Source organism: Nonomuraea sp. NPDC052116, from assembly GCF_040680035.1.
Lineage (GTDB): Bacteria > Actinomycetota > Actinomycetes > Streptosporangiales > Streptosporangiaceae > Nonomuraea > Nonomuraea angiospora_A.
On record NZ_JBFAWA010000002.1, the window covers coordinates 23,074 to 44,740 of the forward strand.

Here is a 21,667-nt window from a genome sequence, read left to right on the forward strand (position 1 = left end):
ATAGTGGGACACGATCACGAAGGTCAGCGCGTCAGCCGGAGACGGCTGTTCGCCGGCATCAGCTCGCTCGGGCTCGGCAGCCTGCTGGCGGCCTGTTCGAGCGCCGAGGGCACGGCGACCGTCACGACGTCCACGGGCGCGAGCGTGACGCCGGCCGCCACCACGGCCAAGGACCTCACCTCGCTGTTCGACGGGGCCGGCACCTGCAAGCTGACCAGCACCACGACGCAGGGGCCCTACTACTTCGACGCCGACAAGATCCGCAGCGACATCCGCGAGGACAAGCAGGGCGTGCGACTGCGGGTGGCCGTCAAGGTGCAGGACAGCGAGACGTGCAAGCCGCTGGGCAACGCGGTCGTGGAGATCTGGCACTGCGACGCGGCCGGGCTCTACTCGGGGGCCGAGGCGGCCTCGACCGGCGGGGGCGGCGGCAACCCGCCCGGCGGAGGCAATCCCCCGAGCGGCGCGCCCACCGGCGCCCCGCCGAGTGGTGGTCCCGGTGGTGGTCCCGGTAACGGTGGGGGCGACATGGCGGATCTGACGCCCACCGACGACAAGCGCTACCTCCGCGGCGCGCAGGTCACCAACGCCGACGGCATCGTGGAGTTCACCACGATCTGGCCGGGCTGGTACCGGGGGCGCACGATCCACATCCACGCCATGGTCCATTTCAGCAACCAGCGGGTGCTGACCACGCAGATGATGTTCGACGAGAAGCTCAACAGCGTGGTCATGGCGAAGTCGCCGTACTCGGAGCACACGGGGCGCGACACGTTCAACGACAACGACAACATCTACGACGACAGCATGCTCATGAAGATCACTCAGGAGGACGACGGCTACCTCGGGGCCATCGTCTTCTCCGCCGACTCCGACAAGGACGGCGCCTAGACCCGCCGGGCCGGTCATCCGGATAGGTGGCGATCGGGAGGGTGCGGGGAGATTCGCCGGACCAGCCGCGTGGTAGCGTGCCGGACCCCCTAGGGTGGTTTCCGTTCTCGATGAGAGGAAGATCCGGTGAGCGGTACCGGTGGGCGTACGATCCCCGCGGTCGTCGACAGCCCGACCCCTCCAGCGCCGCCGTCCAACGGTCTGGCGCGCTGGTTGCTGCAGCTTCGCGTGCAGCCGACGGGCCCGGAGACGACCGAGGCGCACGCCGAGCCGCAGGCCTGGTGGAAGGTCATGTGCCTGACCGGCGTCGACTACTTCTCCACGCTGGCCTACCTGCCCGCCATCGCCGCGCTGGCGGCCGGCGCCTTATCGCCGCTGGCCACGCTGCTCATCGTGGCGCTGACGCTGCTCGGCATGCTGCCGATGTACCGGCGGGTGGCCCGGGAGAGCCCGCACGGGCAGGGCTCGGTGGCGATGCTGGAGCGGCTGTTGCCGTTCTGGCGGGGCAAGCTGTTCGTGCTGGTGCTGCTGGGGTTCGTGGCCACGTCGTGGATCATCACGATCACGCTGTCCGCGGCCGACGCGTCCGTGCACGTCGTGGAGAACCCGTTCTTCCCGAGCTTCCTGCACGGCCACGAGGTCCTGCTGACCTCGGTGCTGCTGCTGGTGCTGGGCGGGGTGTTCCTGCTCGGGTTCAGCGAGGCGGTCGGCGTGGCCATCCCGCTGGTCGCGATCTTCCTGGTGCTGAACGCGGTCGTCGTCGCCGTCGGCCTGGGCGACGTCTTCACCTCGCCGGACGCGCTCTCCCGCTGGACCGACGCGCTGACCAGCGGCACGGGCGGCTTCGGCGGACTCATCGGACCGGCCGTCCTGGCCTTCCCGCTGCTCGTGCTGGGCCTTTCGGGGTTCGAGACGGGCGTCAGCATGATGCCGCTGGTGGCCGCCGCCGGCAAGACCGCCGAGGAGCAGTTGGAGTCCCGCGTCGCCAACACGCGCAAGCTGCTCACCTGCGCCGCGCTCATCATGAGCGTCTACCTGATCGCGACCAGCTTCGTGACGACGGTGCTCATCCCGGCCGAGAAGTTCCGGCCCGGCGGCGAGGCCAACGGCAGGGCGCTGGCCTACCTGGCGCACGAGCGGCTCGGCGAGATGTTCGGCACGGTCTACGACATCAGCACGATCCTCATCCTGTGGTTCGCCGGCGCCTCCGCGATGGCCGGCCTGATCAACATCGTGCCGCGCTACCTGCCCTCGTACGGCATGGCGCCCGACTGGGGCCGCGCCGTGCGGCCCGTGGTGCTGGTCTACACGGGCATCTGCGTGGTGCTCACCATCGCGTTCGACGCCGACGTGGACGCCCAGGCCGGCGCGTACGCCACGGGCATCCTGGCCATGATGGTCTCCGGCGCGGTCGCGGTGACGATCTCGGCCATCCGCCGCCGCCAGCGGGCCGCCACGGCCGGCTTCTCGGTGCTCACCCTGGTGCTGGTGTACGCGCTGGTGGAGAACATCCGGGAGAAGCCCGACGGCATCGCCATCTCCGCGCTGTTCATCCTGGGCATCATCGCCATCTCGCTGATCTCGCGCGTCTCACGGACGACCGAGCTGCGGGCCGACCGGATCGAGTTCGACGAGGCGGCGCGGCGGTTCATCGCCGACTCGCTCGACTACGACGACGCGCTCAACATCATCGCCAACCGCCGCCAGGCGGGTGACGCGGCCGAGTACGCCGAGAAGGAGGCCGAGCAGCGCGGGGTCAACCCGGTCCCGGGCCGGGCGGACATCATGTTCCTGGAGATCGACGTCATCGACCCGTCCGGCTTCAGCGACGTGCTCCACGTGCGCGGCGTGGAGGTGGACAAGTACCGCATCCTGCGCGCGGAGAGCCCGGCCGCGCCCAACGCCATCGCCGCCGTCCTGCTCGCGCTCCGCGACGCCGGGGGCGTGCGGCCGCACTGCTACTTCGCGTGGGCGGAGGGCTCGCCGCTGGTGCACCTGTTCCGCTATCTCATCCTCGGCCGCGGCGACACGGCGCCGGTCGTACGCGAGATCCTGCGCAAGAGCGAGCCCGACCCCGCCAACCGGCCCGGCATCCACGTCGGCGGCTAGCGGGCCCCGTCACGCCCAGCGGGCGCCGAGCCAGGCGAGGGTGGCGCGGCGGGAGTGCTCGCGCCGCTCCCGCAGGTGCGGCGCGTGCGCCGGTCCGGGAAGCACCGCGGTGCGCGTCCAGTAGCCCAGGAGCGCCACCAGCAGGGCGTCCACGCCCGCTGGTGCCGCGCCCCGCCCGAGCGGGTGCCCGGCGAAGACCTCCTCCGGGTCGGGATCCCCGAGCTCGGACTCCAGCAGCAGGCAGACGAGGTCCACCCAGTCCGGCCCGGCGCAGGCCCGCCCCCAGTCCACGAGCCGGGCCGTGCCGCGCTCGTCGATGAGGATGTTGTCGAACCGCGGATCGAAGTGGAGCATCGTGTCGCCGGTGACCAGCGACTCCCATTCCCGCTCGACCTCCGCCAGCCTGGCCAGGTGGTCGCGTTCCCACGCGCCGAGCCGGGCGGCGCCCGGGTCCTGCCACAGCTCGCAGCGGCCCTTCATGCGCGCGGCGACGGTCGGGAGGCCGTCGACCGGCGCCGGGGTCAGCTCCCTGGCGCAGACCGTGAGCAGGTCCAGCGCCGCCGCCAGCTCCTCGGGGCGCCACGGCTCGTGCGGCACCCGCCCGGGCGCCAGTTCGGAGCAGATCAGGAGCCAGCCGTCCCTTTCGTCCGTGAACAGCAGGCGCGGCGCGGGCACCCCGGGAGGCAGCGCCGCGCTGACGGCGGCCTCCTCCCGGTAGCTGTCCGCGTCCCCGCCGTCCGCCGGGACGGCCTTGACGAACACGCGTTCCCCGCCGGCGAGCGCGGCCACGCCGAGCACGCCGTCCGAGAAGCCGCCCCGCCGCTCCTCGAAGCCGCGCACGGCGCCCAGCCTGCGCTCCACCTCGGCCACGAGCGACGGGGGCAGCTCGGCGAAGTCACGCCGCCGGATCGGCCTCATCCTCCCTGTCCATTTCCGCCCTGCCCATTTCCATGGGGCCCCGATCGAGCGCCAGCTTGGCAATGCGGAATCGGGCGCAGCGCGCCTCGAGCTCGTACACGTCCTGCGGAGTCCACCATTCGATCATGGGCACCAAGGTCATCCCATGCCACCCGTTAAAGCGATCGACTTGGCGGAGACTTTTCACGCCAGCAACTCGACCGTGCCCCGCTCGCCGTCCACCCTGATCCGGTCGCCGTCGCGCACGCGCATGGTGGCGTTGCCGGTGCCGACCACGGCGGGGATGCCCAGCTCACGCGCCACGATCGAGGCGTGCGACAGCGGCGCGCCCATGTCGGTCACCACGGCCGCCGCGCGGGGGAACATCGGGGTCCAGCCCACGTTCGTGAGCGTCGTGACGAGGATCTCGCCCGGCTTGAGCCGGTCGCCCTCCTCGGGCCCCGAGATCACCCGGGCGATGCCCTCGACGATGCCGGGGGCGCCGGGGAAGCCCTTCACGGTGTCGCTCACCGGCACGACCGTGCCGCGCGCGTCGTAGACGTCGACCCGCCGGGCGGGGTCGGCGGCCCAGCGCACGGGGTCGAAGTGGCCGACGATCAGCGCGGGGTAGAGCGGCAGGGCCGCGTACCGCTCGTAGGTGGCCCGCCGCACCGGCACCCGCTCCAGCGCGGACGGATCGCCCCGCAGCAGGGCCTGCAGCTCGTCGAGGTAGAGGAAGAACACGTCGTCGCCCCGGCCCGACAGCTCCCCGGCCCGTACGGCGAAGGCCCGCAGCACCCAGAACGCCCGCATGTTCTCCGAGCGCGCGGACTCGCGGTCCCGCACGACGGCGTTCCACCGCTGCACCCTGGCGCGCATCCTGGCCTCCTGGCGCGGATAGCGCCCGGCGAAGCGCGCCCACGCCTCCTCCCTGGCCTTCCGCTGCCGCGCGAGCAGCGCCTCGGTGTCGGCCCGCAGGTCACGCAGGCCCGCGAGCTGGGCGTCGATCCAGGCGTCGTCCTCGCCGGGCCGCGGGATCGACACCTCGAACTCGTGGGGGCCGCGATGCCCGTACGCGCGGGCGAACTCGTCCCTGGTGATCTCCCCGCGCGCCAGCCTGGACAGACCCATCACCGGCCCCAGGCTGGCCAGCTCGCCATCGGTGTTGACGCCGGTCAGCATGGCCTCGGCGTCGACCTCGCCCATCATCTTGCGCAGCCGGTCGCGGGTCCAGACCAGGGTGGCGCCGCCCTGGCGGCCGGCGGCCTCCAGCATGCGGCAGGAGGTGACCATGTGAGGCTTGATCTCGCGTTCCCACAGCTCGGCCAGCTCGGGGCCCGACCCGGTGGCGGCGATCGTGGCGCGCAGCTCCTCGCAGCGCCGCTGGGAGGTGTCCAGGAACGCGCGCATTCCGTTGAGGTTGGTACGCACGCGGCGCCGGACGCCGACCGCCATGGGCAGGACCCGCTTGATGATCTCCCAGCGCGACACCGGCACCATCGGCACGCTGAGCCCCGGCGGCAGCTTGCCGAAGATCTGGTCGACCGTGCTCAGCCTGCCGCGCATGCCCAGGGCGCCGGCGATGGAGTGGACGACGCTCAGGTTCATGTAGAAGCGGCCGCCGATGTTGCCGACCATGTCGAAGCCCGGCAGGGCCGAGGCGGACATGGCCTCGTGGATGAACAGCCGCACGAACGACCACGTCATGGGCGTCATCACGTCGGGGATGGCCTCGCCCAGGTTGCCGCCGGTCCACAGGTATTCGCCCTTGAGGCTGTCGTTCCACTCCTCGACCTGCGGCTTGAGGCCGGTGATCGGGCGGGCCTGGACGATGGCGAACCTCCCGTCGCGCCTGGCCCACTCGACGTCCATCGGCGTGCCGTACAGGCTCTGGATGCGCGTGCCGATCGCGGCCAGCTCCACGGCCTGCGCGGCGTCGAGCACGGCCGCGCGCCGCAGGTCCTCCGGGACGGGCTGCTCGCGGGTGCCGTCGGGGGTGCGGACGGTCATGACCGTCTTGTCGCTCACCTGCTCCTGGGTCACGGCGCCGCCGGACACGACGACCGTGTCAGGGGTGACCTGGCCGCCGACGACCGCCTCGCCGAGCCCCCAGGAGGCGTTGACGACGGTCTCGTCACGGGCGCCGCTGACCGGGTTCGCGGTGAACATGATGCCGGCCGCGTCCGCGTCCACCAGCTCCTGGACCACCACGGCCAGCGCCACGTCGTCGTGGGGGACGCCGTTCTGGTCGCGGTAGGCGACGGCGCGCGGGTTCCACAGCGAGGCCCAGCAGCGTCTGACCGCGTCGAGCAGGGCGTCGCCCCTGATGTTGAGGTAGGTGTCCTGCTGGCCGGCGAACGACATGTCCGGCAGGTCCTCGGCGGTGGCGGACGAGCGCACGGCCACCGGCACGTCGTCGCCGAGCGCCTCGTACGCCCGGCGGATCTCCGCGGCGAGCCCGGCGGGCATGTCGTACTCGGCGAACAGCGTCCGCGGGTCCTCCGCGTGCGGGATCTCGTCGCGGAAGGCCGACACGAACGCCCGGTAGGCCTCGGTCGTGATGTGGAACCCGGCGGGAACGGGCAGCCCCGCCCTGGTCAACCTGGCCAGCGACGCGCCTTTGCCGCCGACGGTCGCGAGGTCGGCCGCCGCGTCGTCGAGAGGGAGTACGGCCTTCACGTCACACGCTCCTTTGCGCCTTTTGCGGGCCGCCCATGGAGGCCGCCAGCCGCTGCTCGGCGATCTCCTGCGCGGCGGCGAGGAAATCGAGGGTGGCCCGCGCGACGGCGTCCGCGTCGTCGCCGGACAGGGTGCGGCCCGTGCTCATGGCCCGGTCGATGGTGTCGGCCACCAGGAACGCGATCCGGTCGGCGGACTCCTCCGCCTCCATGCGCAGGCCGCCCGGCACGAACAGGAACCCGTACAGGACGGCGTTGGCCACCATGGCGTGGTCGCCCGGCTCCTCGCGCACCGCGCCCAGCTTGACCAGCTCCGCCACGTACGCCTCCAGGGGCAGGCCCATCGCCGGCGACTGGCCCGCCTGCTGCTTCTGGCGGGTGAACTTGCCCAGCAGGTCCGAATCGCCCCGTATGAGCGCCTGGAGCAGCGGCCTGCGCAGCAGCACGCGGGCGTATCCGCCGTACAGCTCGCCCAGCGTGGCCGGCGTGCCCTGGCGGACCTCGGCCAGCATGAGCACCCGCTCGCGGCGCAGCAACGCGGCGAAGAGCTCGTCGCGCGTCTTCCAGTGCAGGTAAATGGTGCCCTTGGCGACGCCTGCGCGCTTGGCCACGTCGTCGATCGTGGTCTTGCCGTAGCCCCAGCGCAGGACCAGATCGGCGGCGGCGTCGAGGATCCGGTGGGCCCGCTCCATCTGCCGGGCCGGGTCCTGCGGTGGCCGCCCTACCTTGACCATCCGTCTCACCTCATTTGTTTGACCAGATGAGACTAATCGGTCATTAAATTAATGACAAGTTGGTGAAGCGCGCGTGCGCGCCGAGGTCGCCCAGCCGGTCGAGCGCGGCCAGCCAGCTCGCCCCCGCCGCGCCGTCCCGCGCGGTGACCACCTCCCGTCCGGCCAGCAGCGCCATGACCGCCGTGCGTACCGGGCCGTCGGCGGCCAGCACGCCGCCCGCCAGCACGATCGGACCCTCGCCGTGCACCCGGCCCGCCGTCGCCGCCAGCCGCCGCGCGGCCTCGCCGACGATCTCCGCCGCGCGCTCGTCCCCGGCCGTGGCCGCCTCGGCCACGAGCGGCGCCGCGGCCCCCACCAGCATGCGGTCGGCCTGCGCCAGCCGCACGATGCGGTCGGCCCGCCGCCGCGGCTCCCCCGTCGCGCCGAAGTGCGCGCCGACGAGTTCCACCAGCGGCCCGCCCGGCAGGCCGCGATCGAGCGCGCGGACGGCCGCGCGCACCCCGGCCCGGCCGATCCAGAAGCCTCCGCCCTCGTCGCCGAGCAGCCACCCGAGCCCGTCGGCGACGGCCGCCACCGCGCGGCCGCAGAAGCGGGCGGCCGCCGCCCCCGTCCCGGCCAGCAGCAGCGTGCCGGACGGCGCCGGGGTGCCGGCCGCGTAGGCGACGTCCACGTCACTCGCCGGCCTGGGCGGGGAGGCGATGCCGCACGCGGTCCAGACGCGCCGCAGCACCTCGGCGAAGCCGTCGTCCGCGCCCGCCACCCCCGCCACCGAGGCGGCCACCAGCGATGGGTCCAGGCCGTCGAGCGCGCGGCGCAGGGCCTGCTCGATCGCGGCCCCGGCCGCCGGGACGCCGTGCGCGGCCGGGTTGCCCGGGCCGGCGGTGCCGTATCCGAGCCTGGTCCCGTCCGCCGCGTGGAGGGCGGCCCGGGTGGTGGTGCCGCCGGCGTCGACACCGGCGAAGAGCATCATCGGACCAGTCTCGCCGCGCCGGGCGCGAGGGTGAAGGCCGTGCCGCACGCCTCGTAGGCGCCGGTCACCGGGTCGAAGGCCTCGGTGATCCCGTCGAGCGCGACCTCGGCCGGCTCGTCGTAGCGGGCGTTGCAGACGAACAGCCGGCCCTCGCCGTAGCGGCCCACCAGGACGTCGCCGTCGTGGTCGGCCGACGTCCAGCCGGACAGCTCCGCCGCCACCGGGCGCAGCCAGCGGGTGTTGAGGTCGCGCACCATGCCGTAGCGCTCGGTCGGCACGCCGTCCCCGTCGATGAGCGCCGGCCGGAATCCTTCGCCGCGCGCCGGGTCGGGCGTCCAGTAGGTGAAGTACTGGATGCCGGTGTAGCCGTAGGCGAGCGCGGTGTTGACCTGCCAGGCCAGCTCGGCGGCCGTCGGCTCGCGGTGCCCGTCGTAGGCCGGCGTCTGCACGTACATCCAGGCGGGCAGCCCTGCCCGGCGCGCGTGCTCGCGCACGGTCGCCAGGTCGGCGAGGTAGCCCTCGTCGAAGCCGTCGGCCAGGAACGGGTAGCGGTCGAAGGAGAGCACGTCGGGGCGGACGATCCTGGCGAACTCCCCCACGTACGCGTCGTAGGGGCCGGCGGCGTGGCTCGGGAGGAGGTTGGCGTAGGCGAAGGCGCCGGCCGCGCGCACGGCGGCGACCCCGGCCGCCACCCTGGCGAACTGCTCGGCGTGCGGTTCGTCCATGAGGCTGACGCCACGGAAGGAGCGGAACGGGCGGTAGTCCTCGACCACCCGGCCGATCAGCGGCGCGGGGTCCACGTCCAGGTCGCGCATGAGCACGTCCACGCGCGGGTCCGAGGCGACCAGCACGCCGAGCCCCGCCTCCTCGGCGCAGGCCAGCGCGTGCCGCAGGATGACGCGGTCGTTGAGGTAGTTGCCGGTGATCACCAGGTCGATGCCGGCGTCGGCGATCTCCCGGTAGCGGGCGGCCGTCGTCTCGTGGGGCGGCGGCGGCCAGAAGGCGGCGATCGTCAGGTTCACAGCGCTCCCGTCCTGATCCGCCCGGCGTAGCGGGTCACGAGGGCGTCGTTGTGCGCGTCGGCGCCGGGGATGTTGGCCGACAGGTAGACCGGCGGGACCGTTCCATCCGCCTGGAGCAGGCCGATCGCCTCGGCGATCATCAGCTGCACGACCAGCGCCGAGGTGATCGAGGAGATGCCGCAGACCGGGCCGTGCTCGGTCGGCAGGACGGCGTCGCCGTACGGCGCCAGGTTGTCGATCACGATGTCCGCCAGCTCGAACAGCCGCTCCCCCGACGGGTGACGCGAGGTGATGGCGCCGGAGTGGGCCAGGGAGGTGATCGCGATCAGCGGCAGGCCGCGCTCCTTGACCAGCCGGGCCATCTCCACGGTCGAGCCGTTGCCGCCCGAGTTGGAGGCGATGACGAAGACGTCGGACTTCTCGATCGTGTGCAGGGCCAGCACCTGGTGCGCGGTGCGCGGATCGCGCTCGGCCAGCGGGTCGAACTCGCCGGGGTCGGCCGAGCCCAGCACCACCGGGTCGCGCAGGGTGAGCCGGTTGGTCGGGATGAGACCGCCCGCCCGGCCCGCCACCTCCAGCGCCACCGCCTCCGAGTGCCCCGTCCCGTACGCGTGGACGACGCCGCCGGCGCGCACGGCCTCGGCGATCAGCGCTCCCGACCGCCGGATGGCGGGCAGCTGGCCGGTCAGGAGCCGGTCCAGGCGGGAGCGCGCCTCGTCGGCGAAGGCCATCACAAGATCCATGGATTGTTTCCTCAACGGTTCATGCCGGCGGTCAGCCCGGCGACGATCTGGCGCGTGGCCAGGACGAAGAGCACGACCAGGGGGATCGTCGTCATCACCAGGCCGGCGAAGAGCGTCCCCCAGTCGTTCTGGAACTGGCCGAAGAAGTGGGTGAGGCCGACCGGCAGGGTCAGCTTGCTCTCGTCCCGCATCAGGACCAGGGGGTAGAAGAAGTCATTCCAGATCGGCACGAACTGGAAGACCACCACCGTCGCGAGTGCGGGCCGGACCAGCGGCAGCATCACGTGCCAGAAGGTCGCGAACGGGCCTGCGCCGTCCAGGGACGCGGCCTCGTCCAGCTCGTACGGCAGCTGGCGGAAGAAGGCGGTCAGCACGAAGACGTTGAACGGGACCGACCCGGCCGCGTAGACCAGCACCAGCCCGGCCAGCGAGTCCACCAGCCCCATGCTCTCCAGCAGGTAGAACAGCGGCAGCACGCCCAGGTGGGCGGGCAGCGTCATGCCGGAGATGAAATAGGCGGCGAACATCCCGCGGCCGCGGAACTCCCTGCGGCCCAGCGGGTACGCGGCCAGCAGCGAGACCCCGGCGCCCAGCAGCACCGCGCAGACCACGACGACCGCCGAGTTGACCACGTAGGTGGAGAAGGACGCCTCCGTCCACGCCTTGACGTAGTTGCCGAACCCGGTGGGCCGGCCGAGCGGCTGGTCGAAGATCTCGCTGGTGGGCCGGAACGAGCTGAGCACCATGACGAGCAGGGGCGCCATGGAGAAGGCGGCGTAGCCCCAGAGCAGGATCTTGATCGCCAGCGCCCTCATGCCCTCCTCCTCAGGACCCGCTCGAGCAGCAGCGTCGAGCCGAAGATGAAGGTGAACATGAAGACCGCCAGCGCCGAGGAGGTGCCCAGCGCGTTGACGTCGCCCGAGGCGAAGGCGGTCCGGTAGAACAGCAGGCCGAGCACGTCCGTCGCGCCGGCCGGGGCGCCGTTGGAGCCGCCGAGCGCGTAGACCAGGGCGAAGGTGCCCATGCTGCCGATGAAGCTGAGGATCGTGACGGTGGCCATGGCCGGCTTGAGCAGCGGCAGCGTGATGCGCCAGAACACCTGCCAGGAGCCGGCGCCGTCGGTCCTGGCGGCCTCGCCGTACTCCTGGGGGATGCCGCCGAGGGCGGCGCTGAACAGCAGCATCGGAAAGCCCACCCACTGCCAGGTGGTGATCATGATGACGGTCGGCAGCGCGGTGTCCGGGTCGCCCAGCCACGGCATCGCCAGGCCGAGCGGCTTGAGGAACGCGTTGACCGGGCCGAAGGCGGGGCTGAGCAGCAGGGTCCACAGGTAGCCGATGACCAGGGGGTTGACCAGGTACGGCAGGGCGAACATGGTCTGCAGCGCCCGCTTGCCGCGCCGTACGCGGGACAGCGCGAGCGCGAAGGCCAGGCCCAGCGTGTTCTGCACCAGCATGGTGCCCGCGAAGAGCAGGAAGTTGTGCCCCAGCGCCGGCAGCAGCTGGTCGAGGAAGGTGCCCGACAGCAGGCCGGCGTAGTTGTCCACCCCGGCGAAGCCACCGCGCAGCGTGCCCTTCCAGGAGAAGAAGCTGTAGGTCAGGCCGGTGAACAGCGGGTAGACCACGAAGGCCGAGTAGAGGAGGAAGGCGGGGATCAGGAACAGGTACGACGATCCCCGCCCCCGCCGCATGCCTAGAGCCATGTGGACACGCTCTTGTCGAGCCGCTCCGCCGCTTCCTTGGCGGTGATCCGGCCCAGCAGCATCTCCTGCAGCGCCTTGGAGAACACGGCGGCCGAGGAGGGGTTGCCGTAGGCGAACTCGTTCATGAAGTAGGCCGCGCCGTGCTGCTTGAAGGTGGTGGCGACCTCGCCGAGCAGGGGATCCTTGGGCGTGACGCCGGGGACGGCGGAGAAGATGCGCAGGGTGTCGGTGTAGAGCTGGCCGTAGTCCTTGGAGGCCAGCCAGGCGGCGAACTTCAGCGCCTCGGCCTTGTGCCTGGTCTTGACGTTGATGCCGTAGGAGCCGTCGGTGAAGCCGGGCATGAGGCCCTGGCCCTCCAGCGAGGGCGGTGTGAAGACGCCCAGCTCGACGTCCTTGGCGTTCTCGTTGAAGAAGTTCAGCTCCCACAGGCCGCCGGGGAACATGGCCGCCTTGCCGGAGGAGAACAGGATCTGCGCGTCGGTGTAGGAGACGCCGGCGGCGTTCTCGGGGAAGTACGGCTTGAGCTTGCCGAGCTGCTCGATGCCCTCGACGAAGCGCGGGTCGGCGAACTTCTTCCGCTTGGCCTTGACGTCGGCGAGGAACTCGTCGCCGCCCCACTGGGCGGTGCCGAAGATGCTCGCCACGATCGGCAGCATCCAGTCGTCCTTGCCGCCGAAGGCGAACGGGATGATGCCCTTGGCCTTGAGCTTCTCGGCGGAGGAGATCATCTCGTCGTACGTCTTGGGCGGGGTGACGCCGTTGTCGGCGAAGATCTTCTTGTTGTAGATCACTTGCAGGGTCTGCACGGCGAACGGGACGCCGTACACCTTGCCGTCCTTGTCGCCCTTGGCGGCCCGCAGGACGCCCTCGTCGTAGCTCGCCAGGCCGGGCACGTCCTTGGTGTCGAGCGGGAGCAGCCGGCCCGCCTCGACCAGCGGCTGCAGCTGGGCTCCGGCGCGCAGCCAGGCCAGGTCGGGGCCGCTGTCGCCGGCCAGGCCGGTGGACAGGATCGTGTCGTACTCGGTGGCGGTGGTGAAGGAGCGGGCGTCGACGTCGACCCCGGGGTTGAGCTTCTCGTACTCGGCGAACATCTTGTCGTAGTTGGCCTCGGGACCCCACCCCCAGACCGAGAGGGTGACCTTGCCCTCGCCGGCACTGGTGGTGGTCGAAGGGGCACAGGCGGTGAGGGCTATCGCCAGCGCGACAGCGGCGGCGAGGCGCATGGGGGCTCCTAGCGTGGGGGCAGGCGGTGCTTGGCGACCGCGTCGGTTGCGGCGGTCAGCAGCTGGTTGCTGGTCTGATGGGTGCGTTGGACGACGCCGATGTAGAGGCAGTCCAGGACGAGCATCTGGGTGTGGCGGGCGGCCACCCCGCCGGCGCGGAAGGGGGTGTCCTGCGCGGCGGTGGTGAGGACGATGTCGGCGGCCTCGGCCAGCGGGCTGCGGGGGAAGTTGGTGACGGCGATCGTGGTGGCGCCGCGTTCCTTGGCGATGGTCAGCGGCTCGACGACCTCGGCCGTGGTGCCCGAGTGGGAGATGCCGAGCGCCACGTCGTGGTCGTCGCGCGCGTTGGCGCTGCAGACGGCGTTGTGCACGTCGGTCCACAGCGCGCCCGGCCGGCCGATGGCGTGCAGCCGCAGGTGCAGGTCCATGGCCACGCCGGCGCTGCCGGCGACCGCGAAGAAGTCGATGAACCTGGCGCGCACCAGGGCGGAGGCGGCCCGGTCCACCGCCTCGAGGTCGAGCTGGGCCGCCGTCTCCTCCATCGCGCGCATGTCGCTGGCCAGCAGGCTGCGCAGCACTAGGCTCGCGGGGTCGTCCGGCGAGAAGGCGATCAGGCTCTGCTCGCGCGGGGTGGCGTCGTTGCGGCCGAGCTCGGCCGCCAGCGCCAGCCTGAGCTCGGGGTAGCCGGCCAGGCCCAGCTCGCGGCAGAAGCGGGTGACGGTGGTGAGTGAGGTGCCGCACCGCTCCGCCAGCTCGCCGATGGTCGAGGCGGCCACGGCGGCGGGGTCCGCCAGGATCGTCTCGGCGATGCGCCGGTGGGTCGCGGTGAGGGTGGGCTCGACCCCCCGGATTCTGGCCAGGATCGGTGACATGGGAGGAACCCTCCCGCTTCCCGACATGTATGTCAATAGTTCACATTGAACAGACGATGTTAGAAAATTTCCCCCTTGTGTGATTCGTTGGGAGTATGTCACTTTCGAGGCCATGCGGAACTTCCTCCTGGCGCTGGTGCTCGGGAGCGCCGGCCTGCTGCCCACCCGCGCCGACGCGGTGGACATCCAGTTACTGGCCTTCAACGACTTCCACTCCGGCTTCCCGACCAGCTTCGCCATGACGCCGTCCGGCCCGGTCCCGGCGGGCGGCGCCGAGTACCTGGCCGCCCACATGGACCGGCTCCAGCGCGACAACCCCCACGGCACGCTGCGGCTCGCGGCCGGCGACAACATCTCCTCCAGCACCATGAACGCCACCGCCCTGCACGACGAGCCGGGCATCCAGGCGCTCAACCTGATGCGCCTGGACGCCTCCAGCGTCGGCAACCACGAGTTCGACGAGGGCCTGACCGAGTTCCGCCGGATGGAGAACGGCGGCTGCCACCCGATCGAAGGGTGCGCGTTGCCGGGCTTCAAGGGCGCCGACTTCCCGTACCTGGGCGCCAACATCATCGACACCACCACCGGCAAGCCCGCGATGACCCCCTACATCGTGAAGGAGGTCAAGGGCGTCAAGGTCGGCATCATCGGCGTCAGCTACAAGAACACGCTGAACGAGGCCCCCGGCCCCACCGCGCCGCTGGAGGGACGCGACGAGGCCGAGGCGGTCAACACGTACACGGCCGAGCTCAAGGCCAAGGGCGTGCGGACCATCGTGGTGCTGATCCACCAGGGCGGCGGCCAGACCGGCGGCGGCCTGCCCAACCAGTGCAACAACCTGGCCGGGCCGATCAAGGACATCGTGCAGCGGTTCGATCCCGAGGTGGACGCGGTGATCTCGGGGCACACGCACAACGCGTACAACTGCGTGATCAACGGCATCCCGGTCACCCAGACCTCGGGCCACACGCGCGAGCTCACCAGGATCTCCCTCACCGTCGACCGGGCGACCGGCAACCCGACCGCCTCCAAGGCCGAGAACCTCACCGTCACCCACGACGTCAAGCCGGACGGCCAGATCGCCGCCCTGCGCCGCAGGACCGACGAGCAGGGGCAGAAGCTGCTGGACCGGCCGGTCGGCCTGCTCGCCCGCGACCTCACCGCACAGCGCAACGCCGCCGGCGAGTCCACCGTCGGCCACGCCCTGGCCGACGCCCGGCTCTTCGCCACCTCGGCCCCGGAGAACGGCGGCGCCCAGATCGGGATCCAGCCGCCCTACGGCGGCGGCATCGGCGGCGACCTGATCGTCAACCCCACCGGCAACGAGATGGCGAACCTGGTGACGCACGGCAAGGCGCTGCGCGTGCAGCCGTTCAGCAACATGCTCGTCACCATGACGCTCACCGGCACCCAGTTGGAGCGGCTGCTGGAGCAGCAGTGGTGCGGCCAGGGCACCGCGCGCGTGCTCGGCGTCTCCCAGGGGCTCACGTACACCTACGACAACGCCAAGCCCGCCTGCGACCGGATCGACCCGGCCACCGTCAAGCTCAACGGGACCGTCGTCGACCCGGCCGCGAAGTACCGCCTGACCGCCAACTCCTTCATCGCGAACGGCGGCGACGGCTTCTCGGTGCTGACCGAGGGCACCGACCGGGTGGAGAAGGTACGCGACATCGAGGCGTTCGAGTCCTACATCCGGGCGAAGAGCCCGCTGCAGGCCCCGGCCCTGGGCCGGGTCACCCGCCTGAACTAGGACCAGGGCGGACCCGGGCCGCCACGACGATGAGCGCCCCGGAGACCGTCCCGGCGAAGAACGGGGACGGCACGAGCAGGACGCCGCCCAGCGCGCACCACACCGCGACACCCCAGCCGAGTCCGGCGGGCACCGCCACCCCTCGTCCGGCCAGGTGCCAGATCAGGCACCCCAGGAGGAACAAGGGGACGGCGAAGCCCCCCGGACCGGCCCAGAAGACGAGCTTGTTCTGCAGGGACTCCACCGTCTGGGCGCCGCCCGTGAATTCGAGCGGGACGGCCGCCCACAGCCCCCGGTCCGCCCAGCCGGCGACGTCGCCCCAGGCGAAGAGCGCCAGCAGGGACAGGTGCCCCGCACCCAGCACCAGCATGATCCCGCTCGCCCAGCGGAGCAGCCGCTTCTTGGAGTCCATCGTGACACCTTTCTATGTTGGCCAACACAGGCTATATCGCCCGGCATATGCTCTGTCATCCGGCATACCTGGTTAGATGGCCGCATGGCCACGCGACGTATCGAGAGCACTCAGGAGAGCCGCCGGCTGCTGGTGACGGCCGCGGCCGAGCTCTTCGCCGAGAAGGGATACCGGCAGACGAGCTTCATCGACATCGCCGACCAGGCCGGCATCAGCCGCGGCTCCATCCCCTGGCACTTCGGCAACAAGCTCGGCCTGCTGGAAGCGGTGGTGGACGACCAGGTCCAGGCCGTGCCGAGCGGCTTCCCCCCGCCCGCCGGTGATCCGCTCGACCAGGTCATGGGCTTCATCCGCCGGCCCGCCACGCGGCTGTTCATCACCCTGCTCGCCGAGGCCGTGGAGGTCGGCTCACCGATCCGCGAGCACTACGCCCGGCTCCACGCGGCACTCCGGCAAGGGGTGCTGGCCCGGATACCGGCGGACGCGCTGCCCCCGGGCACCGACCCGGAGGCGTTCGCGGTCCTGCTGGTGGGGGCCGTCATCGGCGTCCACGCCCAGTGGCGCGTCGCTCCCGAGGCGGTGGACCTGGAGTCCGTCCGGGCCACGCTCCGCGCCCTGCTGCCGGCGGGCCTCGGGCACACCTGACCTGGCTTACCCGATCTTGGCCAGCAGCGACGAGGCCGGGGAGACGAAGGACGGGTCGCCGGTCTCCACCGCCGTCCGCAGCAACCGCCGGGCCAGCTCCATGTCACCCCGCGCGTACCTGATCTCCCCCATCCGGCAGGCGGCCTCGGCCACCAGGTCGGCCTGCTCGGTCAGCCCCAGCGTGAGCTCGTAGTAGCGCAGGGCGCCGTCGTGGTCGCCGAGCCAGTAGCACAGCTCGCCGAGGTGCGCCGCGGCCAGCCCCGACTCGGCGTCCCCCGCGTCGATGACCCGCTGGTACCAGGTGAGCGCCTCGGGGAAGTCCCGGTTCCGCTTGGCCAGCGCGCCCAGGTACATCGCCGCGAGCGCGCTGTAGTGCCCCTCGGCCTCCTCGACGCCCCTCAGGTACCACTGCCGGGCCCGCTCCTCGTCCTCCTCGTGATACGTCTGCCCCAGCGCGATCGTCGCCCGGGCCGCGAGGTCGGCGTCGCCGGCGTCGAGCACCCGCAGGTACGCCTCCCGCCCCTCGTCCACCAGCCCGGCCCCGACCAGCGTCTGCGCCAGCGTGGCCACCGCGATGGGCTCGCCCCCGGCGGCCGCCGCCCGCAACGTGTCCAGGGACGCCTCGGTGTCCCCGCGGTTGCCCTGCAGCATGCCGAGCAGGCTCCCGAACACCCCGCGGATGGGGCTGTCGGCGTCGGCCGCCGCCCGCTGCGCGACGTCGAAGAACGCCTCGGTGTCCCCCTCGTCGTCGAGCAGTTCGAGCAGCCTGCCGCCCGCGACGAAGCGTACGTCCGCGTCGTCGTCCCGGCTGAGCCGTTCGTAGATCGCCCGGGCCTCGGCGTGCTCGCCCAGCTCGGCCAGCCGGTCGGCGACGTCCAGCTCGGTGAACGACCCCCGTTCGGACAGCTCGAAGTACGCCCGTACGGCGGCCGGGTCCGCACACCGCTCGCCCAGCTCGCGCGCCACGGCGGCGGCCTCGTCGCCCATCAGCCGGAGGATCCGTACGGCCAGGTCGTGCTCGCCGCGGTCGGACGCCTGGTGGGCGAGCACCCGCAGGTTGCCCGCCGCCACTTCGGAGCCGGCGCCCGCGGCGGCCGCGAACGCCTGGGCGGCGCCCATGTGGTCGTCCTCCTCGTACAGCCAGATGCCGAGCTGCACGCCGCCCCGGTCCACCGCGTCGGGCGCGCCGGACTCCATGGCCAGCCGCACCTCCCGGACGGCGCCGGCCGTGTCTCCCAGGCCGCGCAGGGTCTTGGCGAGGTCCACGCGGATGCCGGCCGAGGTGCCGGGGAAGCCGGTCTCCACGCCCCGCCGGTACATGAGGGCCGCGTTCTCCAGGTCGTCCCGCGCCTTGTACGCGTCGCCCCACGCCCAGTAGCCCATCGACACGGTCTCGGGGTCGCCGGTGCCGACGGCCCGCTCGGCCTCCTCCACCACCGCGTCGTGGTCCTCCATGAGGAGCAGGTGGGCGATCAGGTGGCGCTCGCTCTCGAGGTCCCCGGCCGCCGCACCGGCGGTCAGCGCCTCGCGTACGCCCTCGGCGTCGCCCCGCGCGTTGAGGAGGTCTGCCAGCACGACGGCGGTGGCGGGCATCGCGGCGCGGGCCGCCTCGATCGCCCCGTCGAGGTCGCCGCGACGGTGGCGGAGGATGGCGATGTTGCGCCAGGCCATCTCGGCCGTGCGCGGGTGTCCGGTGGCGGGCAGGGTGCTCAGCTCGGCCCGGCAGTGCTGGCCGCGCTCGGCGAGGACCACGCCGAGGTCCACCGCGGCCTGCGCGGCGAGGTCGGGCTCGCCCAGCTCGACGACCACCCGGCAGAGCGCCGCGGCCGCGTGCTCGTTCTCCAGCCCGCGGGCCCGCTCAAGGGTCTCGGCGAGGGGTTCCCGCCGGTCCTGCGGGTCCGCCGCGGCCACCAGCCGGCGTACGGCCTTCGCGTCGTCCTCTTCGAGCGCGAGCAGCACCTCGGCCATCAGCTCCGACCCGGCGAACTCGGTCAGCGCCGCGACCGCCCCCTCCCGGTCGCCGTCGTCGGCCAGCACCCATCCGCGTTCCTTGGCCGAGGCCGTGCCGAGCCGGACGCGGGCGACGGCCGTGAACCATTCGTCGTCGTCCAGGGCGACGACCCGTTCGTAGGCGGAGCGGGCGTACTCGTCGTCGCCCGCTTCGGCCAGCGTCCGGCCCGCCCACATCAGCGCACCGGACGCGGACTCGGGGTCGGCGGCCACGGCCCGCTCGAACGCCTCCCGCGCCCCCAGCACGTCGCCCGTCCTGGCCAGCAGCTCCCCGAGCACCTGTTCCTCGAGCGTATCGCCCGAGCCGGGCGTCAGGAGGGACAGGGCGGCGCTCAGGTCGCCGTGGTCGCGGAGAACGACGGCGAACTTGAGCCGCCCGGCCGCGCCGAACTCCTCCGTCATCAGCTCACCGGCCTCCTGCGCCGCCCCGCTCGCCACGAGCACCTCGGCGAGCCGCACGGTCGCGTCCTTCCTGCGCGCCTCGCTCAGCTCCCCGAGCGCTCCCCGGTAGGCGGCGGCCGCCTCGACCAGCAGCCCGAGCTCCTGCCGCACCTGCCCGATGTCGCGCAGCGTGATGGCGGCCAGGCGCTCGTTGTCGCCCTCCGCGACCTGCTCCCACGCCTCCAGCGCCCCGCGCTTGTCCCCCGCCTCGTTCCGCAGCGCGCCGAGGTAGCAGCCCGCCTCCTGCCGGTAGTTGGGGTGCCCGGCGGCCAGCACCAGCGAGAGCGCCGCGTCGGCGGCGGCGATCTCGCCGCGCCGCTGCCAGGCGTGCGCGCTCTCCATGGCCAGCATGCTCACCAGGAACGCGTTGCCCTCGTCATCGATCTCCGCCAGCGCCTCGGCGGCGGCGTCGAGGTCCCGGTCGAGCAGGAACCGGGCGAAGCGCCCCATCTCCTTCGGCTCCCCCGTCGCCAGGTCGAAGGCCGCCCGAGCGGCGGCGAGGTCGTCGACCCGCACCCGGTGCAGCCCGAGCAGCCAGGCGCTGCGCGAGCGGTCGTCCGCGGAGGTCTCCTCCTCGATCTGCCTCTCGTGCAGCCGGCAGACGGCCAGCAGGTCGCCCTGCCGCTCCAGCACCGTGAACAGCGAGGCGGCCGCCTCGATCCGCAGCCCGCGGTTGCCGCCGTCCATGGCCGTCGTGTACGCGGCCCGCGCCTCGCCCAGGTCGTGCTCCGTGACGAGCCCGCCCAGCGCGTACCCCACCCACGGCGCCAGCACCGGGTGCCCCTCCGCCGTGGCCCGGCGCAGCAGGTCGAGCGAGGCCTCCTCGTCGGACAGCACCTCCTTGCAGATCACCGCCGTGTACGACAGCGCCAGCGGGTCCCCGCTCTCGGCCGCCGACTCGAACAGCTTGGCCGCGTCCGACAGGTCGTACCCGATCGAGGCCAGCACCTGGGCGAACACGGCGGCGCCGATCGCGGCGACGGCGGGATCGGGATGGTCCATGGCCGCGCGGTAGCGGACCAGCCCCTCCTCCCTGCCCAGTCGCTGGTGGTCGAGCATCGCGCCCAGCACGGGGTGCGCCTCCTCGCCCGACTCGCGCAGCAGGTGCAGCAGGAAGACCGCGCTGAAGCCCTGGAGCACGTCGTCGCTCTCGGCCACGTACGCGAGCAGTTCGTCGGCCTGCTCCCGGTCGCCCTCGCCGATCTCCAGCTGGGCCAGCGTCGCCATGGCCCTGAGCGACTGCGTGGCCGCGCCCGAGTCGGCGGCCCCGCGCAGCAGCAGCCTGGCCCCGGCCACGTCACCGGCCTGCAGGCGGGCCAGCCCTTCGTCGGTGTCCTGGAGCGCCTGCTCCTCGACGGGGTCTGCCAGCGGCTGCTGCCTGGCGGCGTGCTCGAGGAGCAGCGTGGCCTTGAACGCGGCGTCGGGGTCGTCGTGCCCGGACGCGAACCGCGCCAGCTCCATGGCCTCGTCGTACACCTCGGGGTGCTGGTCGAGCAGCAGGCCGAGCAGCGTGACGCAGATCGACGCCCACTCGTCCTCGCCCGCCTCCAGCACCGCGCGCAGCGCGGCCAGCGCCTCGGCCGTCTCGCCCGCCTCGACGTGCATCTGGGCCAGGCAGGCCTGGGCCTGCACGACGTACTCGCGCTGCCCGCTGGCGATCACCCGGCGGAAGATCGCCTTGGTCTCCTCCACGTCGCCCAGCGACGCGGTCACCTTGGCCAGCTCGATCAGCGACGGCAGCCGGATGTCGGGCCTCGGGTCCTCGGCGGCCACGCGGTAGGCGGCGGCGGACTCGGCGTACTCGCCCAGGTCCACCAGCACCGCGCCGAGCAGCTTGTGCGCCATGGCCAGGTGGTCGGGGTGCCCGACGGCGATGGCGTGCTCGCACACCTGCCTGGCCTGCTCGAACTCCTCCTCCTCGGCATAGATCTGGTACAGCCGGAACGCCGACAGCGACACCACGTCGGGGTCGCCGCAGGTCAGCAGCGCCCGGAAGTCGTCCTCGTCCTCCGCCTCCTCGTACAGCTCGCGGGCCGAGGCCGGGTCCCGGAGGTGGAACTCGGGCAGCTCCAGCCGCGCGGCCAGCTCGGCCACCGCCGGGCTGTCACACCTGCGGGCCCGCTCCAGCGCCTCCTGCGCGCCCTCCACGTCGCCCATCTGCGTGAGCACCAGCACCATCGCCGTGTCGGCGAGCGCGGCCACCTCGAAGTCGGCCCCGTCGGACGCGATCGTCAGCACCCGGTGCGCCGCCGGCCACTCCTTGGCCGCGACCAGCATCATGCCCATGGCGATGGCCGAGCGCTGCCCGAACACGGGGTCGCCCGACTGGATCACCGACCTGTGCGCCGCCTCGGCGCCGTCGAGGTCCCCCTGCTCCTGCAGCAGCCCCGCCAGCAGGTGGGAGGCTTCCGGGTCCCCTGTGGCCGCGATCTGCCTGAACAGCGCGGCGGCCTGGTCGAGGTCTCCCGCTTTCCAGTGGCCCATGGCCGCGTCGAGCTGTTCTGACGCCATTGCTCACCCCAAAGTCATCCAACAATGTGAAAAAGCTACACATGTGTCACGTCC

17 protein-coding genes are annotated in these 21,667 nt (G+C 72.4%); 4 read left to right on the forward strand and 13 right to left on the reverse strand.

Features of this window, described 5'->3' with window-relative positions; translation table 11 throughout:
- Positions 1 to 3: 3 nt before the first annotated feature.
- Both AB0L65_RS02980 and AB0L65_RS02985 read left to right on the forward strand, forming a co-directional pair.
- Positions 4 to 891: an intradiol ring-cleavage dioxygenase gene (locus AB0L65_RS02980; RefSeq protein WP_364239759.1), complete on the forward strand. Its 888-nt coding sequence runs from the start codon at positions 4 to 6 to the stop codon at positions 889 to 891.
- A gap of 126 nt (positions 892 to 1,017) precedes the next feature.
- Entirely contained in the window at positions 1,018 to 3,000 is a 1,983-nt protein-coding gene (locus AB0L65_RS02985; protein ID WP_364239761.1) for an amino acid transporter, read from the forward strand.
- Between the two features lie 9 nt (positions 3,001 to 3,009).
- On the opposite strand, the gene AB0L65_RS02990 is transcribed toward AB0L65_RS02985, so the two are convergent.
- Genes AB0L65_RS02990 through AB0L65_RS03040 form a run of 11 tightly spaced genes read right to left on the reverse strand, consistent with a single transcriptional unit; the run spans position 3,010 to position 13,841 of the window.
- On the reverse strand, positions 3,010 to 3,918 hold the full coding sequence (locus AB0L65_RS02990; protein WP_364239762.1) for a phosphotransferase: 909 nt from the start codon (positions 3,916 to 3,918) through the stop codon (positions 3,010 to 3,012).
- Positions 3,896 to 4,045, reverse strand: a complete 150-nt coding sequence (locus AB0L65_RS02995) for a hypothetical protein (RefSeq protein ID WP_364239764.1) — start codon at positions 4,043 to 4,045, stop codon at positions 3,896 to 3,898. The genes AB0L65_RS02990 and AB0L65_RS02995 overlap by 23 nt, the downstream gene beginning before the upstream one ends.
- A 56-nt stretch (positions 4,046 to 4,101) precedes the next feature.
- The gene (locus AB0L65_RS03000; RefSeq protein ID WP_364239765.1) at positions 4,102 to 6,576 is read right to left on the reverse strand and encodes a PEP/pyruvate-binding domain-containing protein; all 2,475 of its coding nucleotides are present in this window, start codon (positions 6,574 to 6,576) and stop codon (positions 4,102 to 4,104) included.
- A gap of 1 nt (position 6,577) precedes the next feature.
- The gene (locus AB0L65_RS03005) at positions 6,578 to 7,309 is read right to left on the reverse strand and encodes a TetR/AcrR family transcriptional regulator (RefSeq protein WP_364239767.1); all 732 of its coding nucleotides are present in this window, start codon (positions 7,307 to 7,309) and stop codon (positions 6,578 to 6,580) included.
- Between the two features lie 43 nt (positions 7,310 to 7,352).
- Positions 7,353 to 8,279, reverse strand: coding sequence for a BadF/BadG/BcrA/BcrD ATPase family protein (locus AB0L65_RS03010; RefSeq protein ID WP_364239768.1), 927 nt, complete (start codon positions 8,277 to 8,279; stop codon positions 7,353 to 7,355).
- Complete coding sequence (locus AB0L65_RS03015) at positions 8,276 to 9,301, reverse strand: hypothetical protein (RefSeq protein WP_364239770.1); 1,026 nt, start codon at positions 9,299 to 9,301, stop codon at positions 8,276 to 8,278. The genes AB0L65_RS03010 and AB0L65_RS03015 overlap by 4 nt, the downstream gene beginning before the upstream one ends.
- Positions 9,298 to 10,044, reverse strand: coding sequence for an SIS domain-containing protein (locus tag AB0L65_RS03020; protein ID WP_364239772.1), 747 nt, complete (start codon positions 10,042 to 10,044; stop codon positions 9,298 to 9,300). The genes AB0L65_RS03015 and AB0L65_RS03020 overlap by 4 nt, the downstream gene beginning before the upstream one ends.
- Before the next feature lie 11 nt (positions 10,045 to 10,055).
- Positions 10,056 to 10,859 (reverse strand): carbohydrate ABC transporter permease, encoded by an 804-nt coding sequence (locus AB0L65_RS03025; RefSeq protein ID WP_355207921.1) that lies wholly within the window; start codon positions 10,857 to 10,859, stop codon positions 10,056 to 10,058.
- Positions 10,856 to 11,746: a sugar ABC transporter permease gene (locus AB0L65_RS03030; protein WP_364239774.1), complete on the reverse strand. Its 891-nt coding sequence runs from the start codon at positions 11,744 to 11,746 to the stop codon at positions 10,856 to 10,858. The genes AB0L65_RS03025 and AB0L65_RS03030 overlap by 4 nt, the downstream gene beginning before the upstream one ends.
- Positions 11,737 to 12,969, reverse strand: coding sequence for an extracellular solute-binding protein (locus AB0L65_RS03035; RefSeq protein WP_364239775.1), 1,233 nt, complete (start codon positions 12,967 to 12,969; stop codon positions 11,737 to 11,739). Before AB0L65_RS03035 ends, AB0L65_RS03030 begins: the two co-directional genes overlap by 10 nt.
- Positions 12,970 to 12,977: 8 nt before the next feature.
- Positions 12,978 to 13,841, reverse strand: a complete 864-nt coding sequence (locus tag AB0L65_RS03040; protein WP_364239777.1) for a MurR/RpiR family transcriptional regulator — start codon at positions 13,839 to 13,841, stop codon at positions 12,978 to 12,980.
- A 112-nt stretch (positions 13,842 to 13,953) separates the two neighbouring features.
- Between AB0L65_RS03040 and AB0L65_RS03045 the strand changes: the two genes are divergently transcribed.
- Positions 13,954 to 15,594 (forward strand): bifunctional metallophosphatase/5'-nucleotidase, encoded by a 1,641-nt coding sequence (locus AB0L65_RS03045; RefSeq protein ID WP_364239779.1) that lies wholly within the window; start codon positions 13,954 to 13,956, stop codon positions 15,592 to 15,594.
- Here AB0L65_RS03045 and AB0L65_RS03050 read toward each other — a convergent pair.
- Positions 15,578 to 16,006, reverse strand: a complete 429-nt coding sequence (locus AB0L65_RS03050) for a hypothetical protein (protein WP_364239781.1) — start codon at positions 16,004 to 16,006, stop codon at positions 15,578 to 15,580. The genes AB0L65_RS03045 and AB0L65_RS03050 overlap by 17 nt on opposite strands.
- Positions 16,007 to 16,090: 84 nt before the next feature.
- On the opposite strand from AB0L65_RS03050, the gene AB0L65_RS03055 reads away from it, so the two are divergent.
- Positions 16,091 to 16,651: a TetR/AcrR family transcriptional regulator gene (locus AB0L65_RS03055; protein ID WP_364239783.1), complete on the forward strand. Its 561-nt coding sequence runs from the start codon at positions 16,091 to 16,093 to the stop codon at positions 16,649 to 16,651.
- A gap of 6 nt (positions 16,652 to 16,657) precedes the next feature.
- Here AB0L65_RS03055 and AB0L65_RS03060 read toward each other — a convergent pair whose 3' ends face one another.
- Positions 16,658 to 21,613 (reverse strand): tetratricopeptide repeat protein, encoded by a 4,956-nt coding sequence (locus AB0L65_RS03060; protein ID WP_364239785.1) that lies wholly within the window; start codon positions 21,611 to 21,613, stop codon positions 16,658 to 16,660.
- Positions 21,614 to 21,667: the final 54 nt, after the last annotated feature.